The organism is Kitasatospora herbaricolor, assembly GCF_030813695.1.
Classification (GTDB): domain Bacteria; phylum Actinomycetota; class Actinomycetes; order Streptomycetales; family Streptomycetaceae; genus Kitasatospora; species Kitasatospora herbaricolor.
In genome coordinates, this window is sequence record NZ_JAUSVA010000002.1 from 8449032 (window position 1) to 8462079 (window position 13048).

The window sequence follows — 13048 nt, forward strand, 5'->3', positions numbered from 1 at the left end:
GCCAGGGTGGCCGACAGCGACAGCGACAGCGACAGCGACAGCGAAGGCGAGGAGGTCGGGATGGGCGCACCGACACGGACGCGCGGCACCCGGCCGGCGAGCCCGGCCCGACACGGCACGCCCGGGCGGGCCCTCCCGCCGGGCGCGGTGGCACGGGCCGTGCAGGCCGCGATCGCGGTCGGTGCCGCCGGAGTCCTGACGATCTGGTGGCAGGGCACGGCCGGAGTGAGCGGCACGGCGGACTGGCTCACCGGCGCCGGGCGGATCACCGGGCTGCTGGCCGGGTACGCCGCCCCGGTCCTGCTGCTCCTGATGGCCCGCATACCCCTGCTGGAACGCGAGGTGGGTGCGGACCGCCTGGCCCGCTGGCACGCGGCCGGCGGTCGCTACCTGGTCGGTCTGGTCGCCGTGCACGTCCTGACCATCACCTGGGGCTACGCGCTGACCGACGGACGCGGGCTGGTCGGTGAGGGTGTGCGGCTGGTGTTCCACTACCCCGAGATGATCAAGGCGACGCTGGCCACCCTGATCATGTTCGGCACCGGCCTGGTGAGCGCGCGGGCCGCCCGCCGCCGGGTGAGCTACGAGGTCTGGTACTACCTGCACCTGGCGACGTACCTGGCCGTGGCACTCGGCTTCGGCCACCAGCTGGCCGACGGCGCCGACCTCGGGGGCGGCCCCGAGCGCGCCGCCTGGTACGCGCTCTACCTGGGCACCGCCGCCCTGCTCGGCTGGTACCGCCTCGCCGTCCCGTTCCTGTGCGACCGCCGTCACCGGATGCGGGTCGCCGAAGTCCGGCCCGAGGGCCCGGGGGTGGTCTCGCTGTTCGTCACCGGCGAGCGCCTGGACCAACTCGGAGCCGAGGCAGGCCAGTTCTTCCGTCTCCAGTTCCAGGCCCCCGGTCTCCGCTGGGCGGCCAACCCGTACTCGCTCTCCGCGCCGCCGCACCCGCGGTACCTGCGCTTCACCGTCAAGGACCTCGGCGGTCACAGTGCCGCCGTCGCCCGGCTGAAGCCCGGCACCCGCGTGCACGCCGAGGGCCCGTACGGAGCGTTCACCGCCGGGCAGCGCCGGGGGCGAAAGGTGCTGCTGCTCGGGGCCGGCGTCGGGATCACCCCGCTACGGGCCCTGTTCGAGACCCTGCCCGGCCGGGTCACCCTCGTCCAGCGCGCCCGCCGGCCGCAGGACGTGCTCTTCCGGGACGAACTGGCGAGCATCGCCGCCGACCGCGGGGCCCGGGCGCACGAACTGCTCGGCACCCGGGCCCGGATCGGCGACCTGGGTGCCGCGCTCAGCGGGCTCGTGCCGGACCTCGCCGCCCACGAGGTCTACCTGTGCGGACCGCCGGCCTTCGCCACCGAGGCCGTACGGGCCCTGCGGACCGCCGGGGTCCGCCGCTCGCGCATCCACCTCGAATCCTTCGAACTCTGACCCGCCGGCTCCGACCCGCCGGCAGTCCCGAACCACCCGACCGTCGAGGAGAAGTCCCGTGCGCAGAGCAGTCATCACCAGCAGTGCCACCGTGGCAGGGGTGATCCTGCTGCTCTCGCTCAAACCGCACGACACGGCCACGGGCGGCGGTGTCATCAGTTCCGGCGGCTCAGCCGGACCGGCCCCGGCGGCCACGTCCGCGCCCGCGGCCTCCGCACCGGCTCCGTCGGCGCCGTCCGCCCAGGTCACCACCGGTGCCTCGCGCTCGGTGACCGGCGACGCGGCCAACACCCGCTACGGAGCCGTCCAGGTCAAGGTCACCCTGGACGGCAGCAGGATCTCGAAGATCGACGTGATCCGGTACCCCAACCGCGACCGCCGCGACCAGGAGATCAACGGTTTCGCGCTGCCGCAGCTCAACCAGGAGGCGATCACCGCCCAGAGCGCGCACATCGACGCCGTCTCGGGCGCGACCTACACCAGCGACGGGTACACCCGGTCCTTGCAGAGCGCCCTCGACCAGGCCGGACTGTGACGGTGGCCGCCGACGCCCCCGCCGCGCCGCCGGCCGTGTTCAGGCACGCCGAACACGTCATGGGGACGGTGTTCTCGTTCACCGTCCACGACCCCACCGCCGAGACGGGCCCTGCGCTGCGCCGGATCGTCCGCAGGTTGCACCGGATCGACGAGGTGTTCTCCACCTACCGGCCCACGTCCGACATCAGCAGGCTCGGGCGCGGCGAACTGACACTCGCCCAGTGCGATCCGGATGTCGCCGAGGTGCTGGAGCGGTGCCGCGAGACCGCGGCCGAGACCGACGGCTGGTTCACCGACCACCCGGGGGGCCGGCTCGACCCGAGCGGGTGGGTGAAGGGCTGGGCCGTCGAGGAGGCCTCCCGCGACCTGCGAGCGGCCGGCTCCACCCGGCACAGCGTGGGCGGCGGCGGTGACATCCAGACCTGCGGCGGCCCGTGGCGGATCGGCGTCGCCGACCCCCTGCGCCCTGGCGGCCTCGCCGCGGTCCTGACCGGCCACGACCTCGCGGTAGCCACCTCCGGGGTCACGGAACGCGGGGCCCACATCATCGACCCCCACACCGGCCGCCCGGCCGAGGGCATGCTCTCGCTCACCCTGGTCGGCCGTCACCTCGCCCGCACGGACGCCTGGGCCACCGCCGCATTTGCCATGGGCCCCGCGCGCGCCCTTGACCGGGTCGAACGGAGCCGGGGGACGGAAGCCCTCGCCGTCCTGGCCGACGGCACCCGGCGGGGGACCTCCGGCCTGCCCCGGTACCTCGCTCCTTCGCTACCGTCAGCCGCCGGGCCGGCACGGTGGAGGCTTCCGCCCAGCGGGTGACGGGGGCCTGTGGCGAGCACCCGGTGAAGCGCGGGCCGACCATGAGTGACCATGTCCGAGTGCCGCCCCGCCGGCACCTCGTGGTGAAGCCGGCAGCTCGTGGTGAAGGACGACGGTGAGAAGGTGGAGCGGTTCGGCCTCCGTGCTGGTGAGGCGTGGACCAGTGGACTCGATCACGAATGGAAGGTCCGTCAGGAAGGAGCGGACGGCCCGGCGTCGCCTGTCGAACTCGGCATCCATGAGGATGGGTTCGCCCATGTGGACGGCGGCGCGCGCCGCTCGCGCCGGACGATCGGACTCAGACGAGTCCGGCGCCCCAGGCCCGGGCCCGGTCGAGCTCGCCGGCGCGCAGGGGACCGTCGTTGCCCTCCACGATGAAACCCTCCGGCTCGGCCACCACGTCGAAGCGGTGACGGGAGAGCCGGTGGGCGATGCCGTTGGCCGCGCCGCCGGACCGGGGCGCGTCGACGCGGGTGTCGAAGGCGGCGGCGTAGGTTCCGGGATCGGTCGCCGGAAGGTCATGGAACCAGGCCCGCAGACCCGGTCCCTCGACGGTCTCCCGCGCTTCGGCGGCGGCCTCTTCGCGGCCCTCCTTGTGCCCCTCGGCCGAAGCGGCCATCCGGCGGCTGAGGCCGGAGGACATGCCGTGCATGTGGGTCGGCCCGCCCACCACCAACAGGTCCGCGGAGCGGGTGGCGTCACTGTTGGCCTCGGCCACCGGGATGCAGTCGACGGCCGCGGCGGGGTCGGCCTGGTGGACGCCTTCGGCGATCGCTTCGGCGATCTCCCTGGTGTTGCCGTACATGCTCTCGTACACGATCACAGCATGCATCGTCGTAGCCTTTCGTCACCGTCGGTTGGTGCTGGAAGTCCTTTGTGCAGATCGGCTGTTCGGCTCGGACGGGCACGCCCGCCGTGCCCGGAACCCGCTTCCACGCCAGGCACCGAGTGCCGTGGGGCCACCCTTCAGTCGGCGAACAGATGCGGCTGGGGCGCCACGGACTCGTGGTCGATCTGGTGGATCCGGGCGTCCGGCCCCGGGAAGTACTCGGTCACCCGGCCGTCTTCCGACCAGCGCACGTCGTACGGGGGGCTCCCGTCCGGATGGTGCAGGGCGACGATCTCCCCGTCCCTACGGGTTGTGCCCGGCCTCGTGCCCTGGACGATGATGCGGTCTCCCACGGTGGCTCTCATGCCGTCCTCCCTGGTTCGGCGCAACGCGGGGGCGCTGCCCGGTTCCCGTGCCTCCATGGCACCACCGGGCGGTGGACCCGTCATGTGCCGAACGGTCCCCGGCACGGGGCCCGACCGGCCCTGCGGCGTCGACCGTACGACCGGTGCCGCGGTCGATCGGCACCCGGGCGGGACCACGGCACGCACGTCGTCCCCGGGTCCCGACGCGCCTTCCGGAGCGCGCCGCGTCGACCACGGGGTGGTGGCACGGCCTGCTTCGCGAGTCAGCAGGGGCGGGCCGAACGCTTCAGCCTCACCAGCGACACCACGGCGCTCGTCAACACGCCGAGTCCAGCCGTCCGGACGACGATGCAGGCCCAGGCCGACCGGATCACCCCTCCCGACACGCTCCGGCCCGGCAGCACGCCCCACCCGTAGGCGGGACGCACCGACCGTCCTCACGGTTCCGGCCAAGCCGGATCCGCCCGTGCCCGACCCGCCTCCGACCGCGAGTACCGCCCCGGTACTCGACGAGTGCGCATCGATGCTCGGGCGATCCGCCGCCTGTTGCGGCGTCGGGGCATCGCCGTCGTGTTTCCCGGGCGACGGGGGCCAGGCGGCCGGCCGCTCGGTCCGAGGCCGCCCGACGCCGGCCCGCCGAAGGTCGCGCCGCAGGTGGCGTAGTACCGCGGTACCACCGGCCGGGGGAGGTTCCCGCCCCGGGTACCACGGTTCGCGGGGCGGGCGCGTCTAGCGTGGCCGGTGAGGCGGCCCGGGACGGCCGGCGCCCCGAGCGCGAGGGAGCACCGATGATCGAGGCGCACCAGCTGACCAAGCGGTACGGCGAGAAGACGGCGGTCGACCGGCTGGACTTCACGGTCAGACCGGGTTCGGTCACCGGCTTCCTGGGCCCCAACGGGGCCGGCAAGTCCACCACCATGCGGATGATCGTCGGCCTGGACGCCCCGACGGCGGGGACGGTGACGGTCAACGGCCGCCGGTACGCCGAGCACGCCTCCCCGTTGCAGGAGGTCGGCGCGCTGCTGGAGGCCAAGTCGATCCACCCGGGGCGCTCCGCCTTCGACCACCTGATGGCCCAGGCCTACACGCACGGCATCCCACGCCGCCGGGTCGACGAGGTGATCGAGCTGACCGGGCTGCGCACGGTGGCGAAGAAGCGCGCCGGCGCGTTCTCGCTCGGCATGGGCCAGCGGCTGGGCATCGCCGCCGCGCTGCTCGGGGACCCGGCCACGGTGATGCTGGACGAGCCGGTCAACGGACTGGACCCGGAGGGCGTGCTCTGGATCCGCAACCTGCTGACCGCCCTCGCCGCCGAGGGCCGTACGGTCTTCGTCTCCTCGCACCTGATGAGCGAGGTGGCGCTGGTCGCCGAGCACCTGATCATCGTCGGGCGCGGCCGGCTGCTCGCCGACACCACGGTGCAGGAGCTGGTCCGGCAGGCCGGCGGCGACACCGTCAAGGTCGCCACCGCCGATCCGGCGAGGCTGCGTGAGGTGCTGGCCGGGCCCGGCGTCGAGATCACCGGCCGGGCCGGGTCGGAGGAGCTCCAGGTGACCGGCCTGACCCCCCGTTCGATAGGGCTGACGGCCGCCGAGCACGGCATCGCGCTGTTCGAGCTGACCGCCAGGGCGGTGTCCCTGGAGGAGGCGTTCATGGACCTGACCAGGGACGCCGTCGAGTACCACGGGACCACCACCGGTATCGAGACCCCTGGGAGGGTGGCATGACCACCATCGCCCCGATCCACCCCGCGGAGCCGTCCGAGGCCCGCCCCGCCCGCCCGGCGTACCGGGTCACCGGCCGCCGGGTGCTGCGCGCCGAGTGGGCCAAGCTGTGGTCGCTGCGCTCCACCTGGATCACCCTGGGCCTGGCGCTGCTCTTCGTGATCGCCTTCGGGATCATCGCCTCCGCGCAGTACAAGCACCGGATCACCTCCGGCGGGCATCTGGACCGGGACTTCGCCGGTGCCACGGCCGTCCGGCTGTCCCTGTTCGGCACCAACTTCGGCCAGCTCGCGCTGGGCGTGCTGGGAGTGCTGGTCACCGCCGGTGAGTACTCCACCGGGATGATCCGCTCGACCCTGGCCGCCGTACCGCGCCGGCTGCCGGTGCTGTGGTCCAAGGCCGCCGTCCACTGGGCGGTCGCCCTGGTCGTCGGCACGGCAGGTGCGTTCGTCTCCTTCCTGATCGGCAGCGGGATCGTCGCCGGGACCCCGGCCGCGCTCACCCTCTCCGACCCCGGCGTGGTGCGCAGCCTGCTCGGCGCGGGCCTCTACCTGGCGCTGGTCGGCGTGCTCGGCGCGGCCCTCGGTGCGCTGCTGCGCTCGGTGGCGGGCGGGATCTCGCTGCTGGTCGCCGTGCTGATGCTGATCCCCGGCCTGGTCAGCCTGCTGCCCACCTCCTGGCAGGACCACATCGGCCCCTACCTGCCCAGCAACGCGGGGGAGGCGATGTTCACCCTGCACCACGACAGCACCGTGCTGAGCCCGACCGCCGGACTGCTGGTCCTGCTCGCCTGGGCCGCGCTGGCGCTGGGCGCCGCGGCCCGGCGCCTGGTGCGCACGGACGCCTGACGCCCGGCACCGGGCGGCGGCCGGCGGCACGCTTCGGCGGCGGGCCGCCGGCCATCGCCCACTATGGACAGGTGACCTCCGTGACCACTGACCGCTCCGGCACCCCGGCCGGCCCCGCCACCGCCCCGGCGCCGCCGCCCCAGGGACTCGAAACGCTGTGGGCGCACCCCGTGGTGGTCCGGCTGGCCCGGTTCGGCCAGCGGCTCCGCGGGCTGGACGAACGGCGCCCGTGGCTGCTCGACACGGCGGTGGTGGCCGCCGTCCTCCTGCTGTTCTGCGTGCCGGACCTGGTGCACGAGGGCGGGCCGCACCAGCTGCGGGTCCGGATCGCGCACCTGTCGGGCCCGGCCACCGTGCTGTGGCAGCTCGCGCTGGTGCTGCCGCTGTGGTGGCGCCGTAGGGCACCGTCGGCGACCTTCGCGGTGATCGTGGCGGTGTTCACGGCGCAGTGGGCCGCGATGGTCTGGCTGCGCGCCGACGTGGCGCTGCTGATCGCGCTGTACAGCCTGGCGCTGCACGGCCGGCTGCGGCACCTGCCCTGGGCCTGTGCGGTGATGGCCGCGGCACTCGGGGTGGCCGCCGTGCGGCTGTCCAGCGCGGTGTTCTTCGGCGACGCCCTCTTCTTCCTCGCCAGCGCCGCCACCGCGTCCGTCGCGCTCGGACTGGTGCTGCGGATCCGCCAGGCGCACCTGGCCGCCCTGCGCGAGCGCGCCGTCCGGCTGGAGATCGAGCGCGACCAGCGCACCGAGCTGGCCGCCGCGACCGAGCGGGCCCGGGTGGCCCGCGAGATGCACGACATCATCGGCCACAACCTGTCGGTGATCATCGGCCTCGCCGACGGCGGCGCGTACGCGGCGGAGCTCAACCCCGGGCGGGCCAAGGAGGCGTTGCAGCTGATCGCCGGCACCGGACGGCAGGCGCTCGGCGAGATGCGCCGGATGCTCGGCGTGCTCCGCGAGCAGCGGCAGGGGCCCGAGCTCAGCCCGCAGCCCGGCGTCGCCGACCTCGACGAACTCTGCGAACGGGTGCGGGCCGCCGGTCCACACGTCCGCTACCGGACCAGCGGGGACTTGGAGGCGCTCGACCGGGCGGCCCAGCTGACCGTCTACCGGATCGTGCAGGAAGCCCTCACCAACACCCTCAAGCACGCGGGCACCCGCACCCGTGCCGAACTCCAGGTCGCGGTCCAGGCCCGTACGGTGCTGATCCGCGTCCAGGACTCCGGCCCGCCCGACGGCCCCGGCGCCGCACCGCCCAACGAGGAGGGGCACGGCCTGGCGGGCATGCGCGAGCGCGCGGCCCTCTACGGCGGGACGGTCCTCTCCGGCCCCGCGGCGGGCGGCGGCTGGACGGTCGAGGCGCTGCTCAGTCTCACCCCGCCCGCCGACCCCGGAGGCTCCGCGCCGTGACCACCGTGCTGATCGTCGACGACCAGCCGCTCCAGCGACTGGGCTTCCGGATGCTGCTGGAGAGCAGCCCCGGGACCGAGGTGGTGGGCGAGGCCGGGCACGGGGCCGACGCGGTGCGCCGGGCCGCCGAACTGCGGCCCGACGTGGTGCTGATGGACGTCCGGATGCCGGGCATGGACGGGATCGAGGCCACCCGCCGGATCGTGGCCGCGGGCGGCCGCAGCCGGGTCCTGGTGCTGACCACCTTCGACATGGACGAGTACGCCCACGCGGCGCTGCGGGCCGGGGCCAGCGGCTTCCTGCTCAAGGACGCCCTGCCGGAGGAACTGCTGGCCGGCATCCGCGCGGTCGCCTCGGGCGACGCGGTGATCGCCCCCGGGCTGACCAGGCGGCTGCTCGACACCTATGCGCACCACCTTCCGGTGCGCGGGCCGGGTGAGGGCCCGGCCGACGACCCGCGGCTGGCGGCGTTGACCGGACGGGAGCGGGAGATCCTGGTCGCCATGGCCCGGGGCTGGACCAACGGCGAGATCGCCCAGCGCCTGGTCCTCGCCGAATCCACCGTCAAGACGCACGTCGGCCGGGTCCTGGCCAAGATCGGCGCCCGGGACCGGGTGCAGGCCGTGATCCTCGCCTACGACCTGGGGCTGACCCGGCCCGGGTGACCGGGCGGGGGAGGACCTCCGGTGCCGGACAGGGCACCACGGCGGTCGCCCGCGGTCAGGCGGTGATCCACCAGCGCAGCGAGCCGTCACCCAGGCGGGCGACCAGGTGGCGGCCGCGCGCGGCGAGGAGACCGAGGCCCAGGCCCGTGGCCGTGCCGACCACGGCGCCGAGCAGCACGTCGTGGGGGTAGTGCACGCCGACCACCACCCGGGACGCGCCCATCGCCACGGCCAGGAGCGCCGCCGCGGCGCCGATGCGCCGGTCCACCAGCCACAGCACCGCCGCGCCCGCGAAGACGATGACGGTGTGGTTGCTGGGCAGGGCCCAGTCGCCGGCGCCGGGGCAGGCCTCCAGCGTCGGCGCGGCGGGCAGGACCTGACACGGACGGGGCTCCCGCAGCAGGCCCTTGAGCAGGGTGTCGGCCACGAACGCCACGACCACGCACAGCGGGGCGGCGACGGCCCGGGCCATCGCGGTGCTGTCCGCGCGCCGGGCCCGCCACCACGCCGCGAGCATCAGGACGGCCAGCAGGCCCAGGCCGTAGGCCGAGAACGCCGCGATCACCGCCCGCACCGGGGCGGGAAGGTGCTGGGCCCAGTGGTCGATCTCCAGATAGAGGCGGCCGTCGAGCGGGCGGCCGTCGAAGGCGAGCGCGCGGGGGCTGGCCGTCATCGGGCGCCGGCCTGTCGGCGCGAGCGGAGCAGTTCCAGCACGAGCGGCAGCAGGGACACCGCGACCACCACGGCGACGATCGGCAGCAGGTAGTGGTCGACGTTCGGCACCGAGGAACCCAGCGCGTAGCCGGCCAGGACGAGGCCGAAGGTCCACAGCAGGCCGCCGACGACCTGCCAGAGCGTGAACGTGCGGGAACTCACGCCGAGCGCGCCCGCGAGGGGGTTGAGGACGGTGCGCACCACCGGGACGAAGCGCGCCAGTACGACGGCCTTCGCGTGCCCGTAGCGGTGCAGGATCTCCTCGGCCCGCAGCGCCCCGTCGTGCAGGCGCTTGTTGCGGGAGCGGGCCAGCAGCGTGCGGCCGCCGCGCCGGCCGAGCACGTACCCGACCTGGGCTCCGGCGAGGGCGCCGACCGCGGAGGCGGCGAGGACCTGGGCCAGCTCCAGGTGCGGGCCGCTGTGCGCACCGGTGGTGCACAGCAGGCCCGCCGTGAAGAGCAGCGAGTCGCCGGGCAGGAAGAAGCCGACCAGCAGGCCGGTCTCCGCGAACAGCACGACGGCGATGCCCAGGGCGCCGAAGGCGCCGAGGAGGGATCCCGCGTCCAGCGGGTTGAGAGCCAGCAGGCTCGACGACGGGTTCATCATCTGCGCCCTTCTTCGGGGGAGTGGAGGGAGTAGGTCCGGTGGATGCCGCGGACGGTCGCCGTGGCCGTGACGGTCGCGGCCGCGACGACGACGGCGGCCGCGAGGACGAGGCCGACCGGCCCGGTCCCGGTGCCCGGCGCCGGGTCGCCCCGTGCGGTGGGTCAGCCGCGCAGCACGGTGTTGCCGGTGACGGCGCCGCTGGTGCCGTCCAGCGTCACCAGGTGGCGCACCCCGTCCGGCCCGAGCACCACGGCCTGCCAGGCGCGGCCGCCGCTCTGCTCGGTGGCCGGGGACAGCGACTCGACCTTGCCGCCGGGCACCGCCGACGAAGCCTTGGTCACCGCGTCCGCGGCGTCGGTCGACGGCAGCGGGGCGGGCACCTCGTTCGTGCGCCGACCCGGCTCCGCGCGGTCGCCCTGGTGCTGCGCTCCACGCTCGTCGCCGTCCCGGCGGTCCCGGCCGTCGTGCCGCTCCCGCTCGCCCGCGATCTTGCGGTCGCCGCGGTCCTCGCCCTCGTGGTGGAGGGCCACCGCCGCGGCGCCGCCGCCCAGCACGATCACCGCCGCGCCGGCCGCGACCCAGCGCCCCGTCCGGCCACGCACCCAGCGTCCGGCGCGGCCGGAACCGGTGCCGGTCCTGTCCGCGGCCTTCGCCGGCTCCGGTCGATCCCCTGTTCCCATGGGCTCGCTCACGGTACCCACCCCGATCCTCGACGGGCCCGGGTCCGTACCCGGGCGACATGGCCAGCTTGTCGGGGAGTTGCTGAAGATCGGCTGAAGATCTGAAGACGCCTTCAGCTTCCCGCCCGCGGGACCTGTCACCCTGGTGGGCATGCGCGTACTGGTGGTGGAGGACGAACGCCGGCTGGCCCGGGCGGTTCAGCTCGGACTGGCCGCGGAGGGGTTCACCGTCGATCTGGCGCACGACGGGCTGACCGGCCTGGCCAAGGCCATGGACCACAGCTACGACGTGATCGTGCTCGACATCATGCTGCCCGGTCTCAACGGCTACCGGGTGTGCTCGCGGCTACGAGCCGCCGGCAGCGACGTCGGCATCCTCATGCTCACCGCCAAGGACGGTGAATGGGACGAGGCCGAGGCGCTGGACACGGGGGCCGACGACTACCTGTCGAAGCCGTTCTCCTTCGTCGTCCTGGTGGCCCGCCTCAAGGCGCTGGCCCGCCGGATCGGCAGCCGCGCGCCGCGCCGCACCGTCCTGGGCGACCTCGTCGTCGACTCCGCGGCCCGCACCTGCACCAGGGCCGGGACGGTGATCGCCCTCACCCCCCGCGAGTTCGCCGTGCTGGATCACCTCGCCCGCCGCGCCGGCGAAGCCGTGTCCAAACGGGAGATCCTCGACGCCGTCTGGGACAGTGCCCTGGACAGCGATCCCAACACGGTCGAGGTCCACGTCAGCGCCCTCCGCCGCAAGATCGACACCCCCTTCGGGCGGGCCGCGGTGCAGACCGTCCGCGGCGCCGGCTACCGGCTCGCCGCCGACGGGGGCTGACCGGCCGCCACGGGGGCCGTCACCCAGGGCCTGCCCGGCCGGATCCGCCGGGACGGGCCCCGGCCCCTCCCGGGGCCCGCCGGCTGCGGGTCAGAGCCCGGCGCCGGGCAGGCGGGTGCGGAACGTGGTGCCGTCCGGTCCGTCCTCGACGGTCAGGGTGCCGCCGTGGATGGCGGCGATGTCGCGGGCGATGGGCAGGCCCAGCCCGGTGCCCCCGTCGTCGCGACTGCGGGCGTCGTCCAGGCGGGTGAAGCGTTCGAAGATCCTCTCCCGGTCGGCGGGAGCGATCAGGGGGCCGTCGTTGGCCACGTCGAGGACGGCGTGCCCGGTGCCGGGATCGGGGGACAGCCGGACGGTGACGCGGTCGCGGGCGTGGCGTTGGGCGTTGTCGAGCAGGTTGGTCAGCAGCCGGCCGAGCCACAGGGGGTTGCCCGCGACCGTGATCCCGTCCTCGGTGTGCGGGACGACCGGGTGGGGTCGGGGCCCGCGGCCTTCCACGGTGGTGCGGACGAGTTCGGTGAGGTCGACCGGCTGCTCCGGGCGGTCGCTGCCGGTGGCGTCGAGGCGGGCGAGGAGCAGGAGGTCGGTGGCGAGGGACTGGAGGCGTCCGGTGTCCTCCAGGGCCCCGGCGACGAGGTCGGTGCGCACCGCGGGGTCCGGGTGGGTGAGGGCGACCTCCAACTGGGTGCGCAGGACGGCGAGGGGGCTGCGCAGTTCGTGCGAGGCGTCGGCGATGAAGCGGCGCTGCCGGGCGCCGGCGGTCTCCAGGCGGTCGAGCATGGCGTTCATGGTGCCTGCCAGGCGGGCGATCTCGTCGTCGCTGCGGGGTTCGGGGACCCGCCGGTCGAGGTCGCGGTCGCCGATGGCGGCGACCTCGGCGCGGATGGCCTCGACCGGGGCCAGGGCCCGGCCCGTCGCCCGCCAGGTGAGGGTGGCGACGGTGAGCAGCAGGACGGCGCTGAGGCCGGCCAGCGCGGCGGTCGTGAGGTCCTCGGCGGTGTCGGCGGTGCGCAGGGAGGCTCCGACGCGGATGGTGACCGGGCCGGTGGGGGTGTCGGCGGTGAGGGTCGTCACGCGTTGGTGGTGCTCCTCGCCGAGGGCGTGGAGGTCGAAGGTGTCGTGGCCGTCCCTGGTCGCGGTGGGGGCGAGGGCGGGGTGTCCGGTGAGGTTCTGGCTGGCGGCGAGGACCCGGCCGGCCGAGTCGGTGACCTGGATGAAGTCGGTGTCGTGGTCCAGCGGCAGCGGTGTGGTGAGGTGGCCGTCGCCGGCGAGCCGGGCGACGACCTGGGCCTGCTCGCGGGCGCCCGCCTCCACGGTGCGTTCGAGGTTGGCGCGCAGCAGCAGGAGTACGGCGGCGGATGCGGCGAGCAGGACGAAGGCGACGCTGGCGCAGGCGGCGAGGGTGGTGCGGGTCCGGACGGAGCGGGGCGCCAGGCGCTCGACCAGGGGGGCGACGCGGGGATGCCGGGTGAGGCGGTGCAGCGCGGCACGCGCGTGGCGGTGGATCGGTCCGAGCGGGCCGGGCCGGGTCGGTTCAGCCATGTTCCACCGCCGGCCGGTGGCCGGCCCCACCGACGGGCTGCGGCTCGGCG

At 74.9% G+C, this 13048-nt stretch carries 14 protein-coding genes; 8 read left to right on the top strand and 6 right to left on the bottom strand.

The genetic code is table 11. The annotated features are described in order from the left end of the window. Positions 1–60 precede the first annotated feature (60 nt). Genes J2S46_RS36615 through J2S46_RS36625 form a run of 3 tightly spaced genes read left to right on the top strand, consistent with a single transcriptional unit; the run spans position 61 to position 2787 of the window. Positions 61–1431 (top strand): ferredoxin reductase family protein, encoded by a 1371-nt coding sequence (locus J2S46_RS36615; protein WP_191292919.1) that lies wholly within the window; start codon positions 61–63, stop codon positions 1429–1431. A gap of 58 nt (positions 1432–1489) precedes the next feature. Further along, a complete protein-coding gene (locus tag J2S46_RS36620; protein WP_191292890.1) occupies positions 1490–1966 on the top strand; it encodes an FMN-binding protein in 477 nt (158 codons plus the stop codon). A gap of 59 nt (positions 1967–2025) precedes the next feature. Next, entirely contained in the window at positions 2026–2787 is a 762-nt protein-coding gene (locus tag J2S46_RS36625) for an FAD:protein FMN transferase (RefSeq protein WP_191292920.1), read from the top strand. 298 nt (positions 2788–3085) lie between these two features. Here J2S46_RS36625 and J2S46_RS36630 read toward each other — a convergent pair whose 3' ends face one another. Together J2S46_RS36630 and J2S46_RS36635 are read right to left on the bottom strand one after the other, a co-directional pair. Then, positions 3086–3619 (bottom strand): flavodoxin family protein, encoded by a 534-nt coding sequence (locus J2S46_RS36630; RefSeq protein WP_191292891.1) that lies wholly within the window; start codon positions 3617–3619, stop codon positions 3086–3088. A 134-nt stretch (positions 3620–3753) separates the two neighbouring features. After that, positions 3754–3981, bottom strand: a complete 228-nt coding sequence (locus J2S46_RS36635; RefSeq protein WP_191292892.1) for a DUF1918 domain-containing protein — start codon at positions 3979–3981, stop codon at positions 3754–3756. A 788-nt stretch (positions 3982–4769) separates the two neighbouring features. Between J2S46_RS36635 and J2S46_RS36640 the strand changes: the two genes are divergently transcribed. The 4 genes from J2S46_RS36640 (at position 4770) to J2S46_RS36655 (ending at position 8627) form a co-directional block, all read left to right on the top strand. Further along, positions 4770–5708, top strand: a complete 939-nt coding sequence (locus tag J2S46_RS36640) for an ABC transporter ATP-binding protein (protein ID WP_191292893.1) — start codon at positions 4770–4772, stop codon at positions 5706–5708. Then, positions 5705–6553, top strand: a complete 849-nt coding sequence (locus tag J2S46_RS36645; RefSeq protein WP_191292894.1) for an ABC transporter permease — start codon at positions 5705–5707, stop codon at positions 6551–6553. Before J2S46_RS36640 ends, J2S46_RS36645 begins: the two co-directional genes overlap by 4 nt. Positions 6554–6708: 155 nt before the next feature. Next, the gene (locus J2S46_RS36650) at positions 6709–7962 is read left to right on the top strand and encodes a sensor histidine kinase (RefSeq protein ID WP_191292921.1); all 1254 of its coding nucleotides are present in this window, start codon (positions 6709–6711) and stop codon (positions 7960–7962) included. Then, positions 7959–8627 (top strand): response regulator, encoded by a 669-nt coding sequence (locus tag J2S46_RS36655; protein WP_191292895.1) that lies wholly within the window; start codon positions 7959–7961, stop codon positions 8625–8627. Before J2S46_RS36650 ends, J2S46_RS36655 begins: the two co-directional genes overlap by 4 nt. 55 nt (positions 8628–8682) lie before the next feature. Here J2S46_RS36655 and J2S46_RS36660 read toward each other — a convergent pair whose 3' ends face one another. The 3 genes from J2S46_RS36660 to J2S46_RS36670 all read right to left on the bottom strand — a co-directional run bounded on the left by J2S46_RS36660 (position 8683) and on the right by J2S46_RS36670 (position 10627). Beyond that, positions 8683–9300 carry a phosphatase PAP2 family protein gene (locus J2S46_RS36660; protein ID WP_191292896.1) on the bottom strand — a complete coding sequence of 206 codons (618 nt, stop codon included), beginning with the start codon at positions 9298–9300 and terminating at the stop codon, positions 8683–8685. Further along, positions 9297–9944, bottom strand: coding sequence for a DedA family protein (locus J2S46_RS36665; protein ID WP_191292922.1), 648 nt, complete (start codon positions 9942–9944; stop codon positions 9297–9299). The genes J2S46_RS36660 and J2S46_RS36665 overlap by 4 nt, the downstream gene beginning before the upstream one ends. Positions 9945–10108: 164 nt before the next feature. After that, positions 10109–10627, bottom strand: coding sequence for a hypothetical protein (locus tag J2S46_RS36670; RefSeq protein WP_194506028.1), 519 nt, complete (start codon positions 10625–10627; stop codon positions 10109–10111). A 151-nt stretch (positions 10628–10778) separates the two neighbouring features. Here J2S46_RS36670 and J2S46_RS36675 point away from each other — a divergent pair, with 151 nt between their 5' ends. After that, positions 10779–11456 (top strand): response regulator transcription factor, encoded by a 678-nt coding sequence (locus J2S46_RS36675; protein WP_191292898.1) that lies wholly within the window; start codon positions 10779–10781, stop codon positions 11454–11456. Between the two features lie 90 nt (positions 11457–11546). Here J2S46_RS36675 and J2S46_RS36680 read toward each other — a convergent pair whose 3' ends face one another. Next, entirely contained in the window at positions 11547–12998 is a 1452-nt protein-coding gene (locus tag J2S46_RS36680; RefSeq protein ID WP_191292899.1) for a HAMP domain-containing sensor histidine kinase, read from the bottom strand. Positions 12999–13048 lie beyond the last annotated feature (50 nt).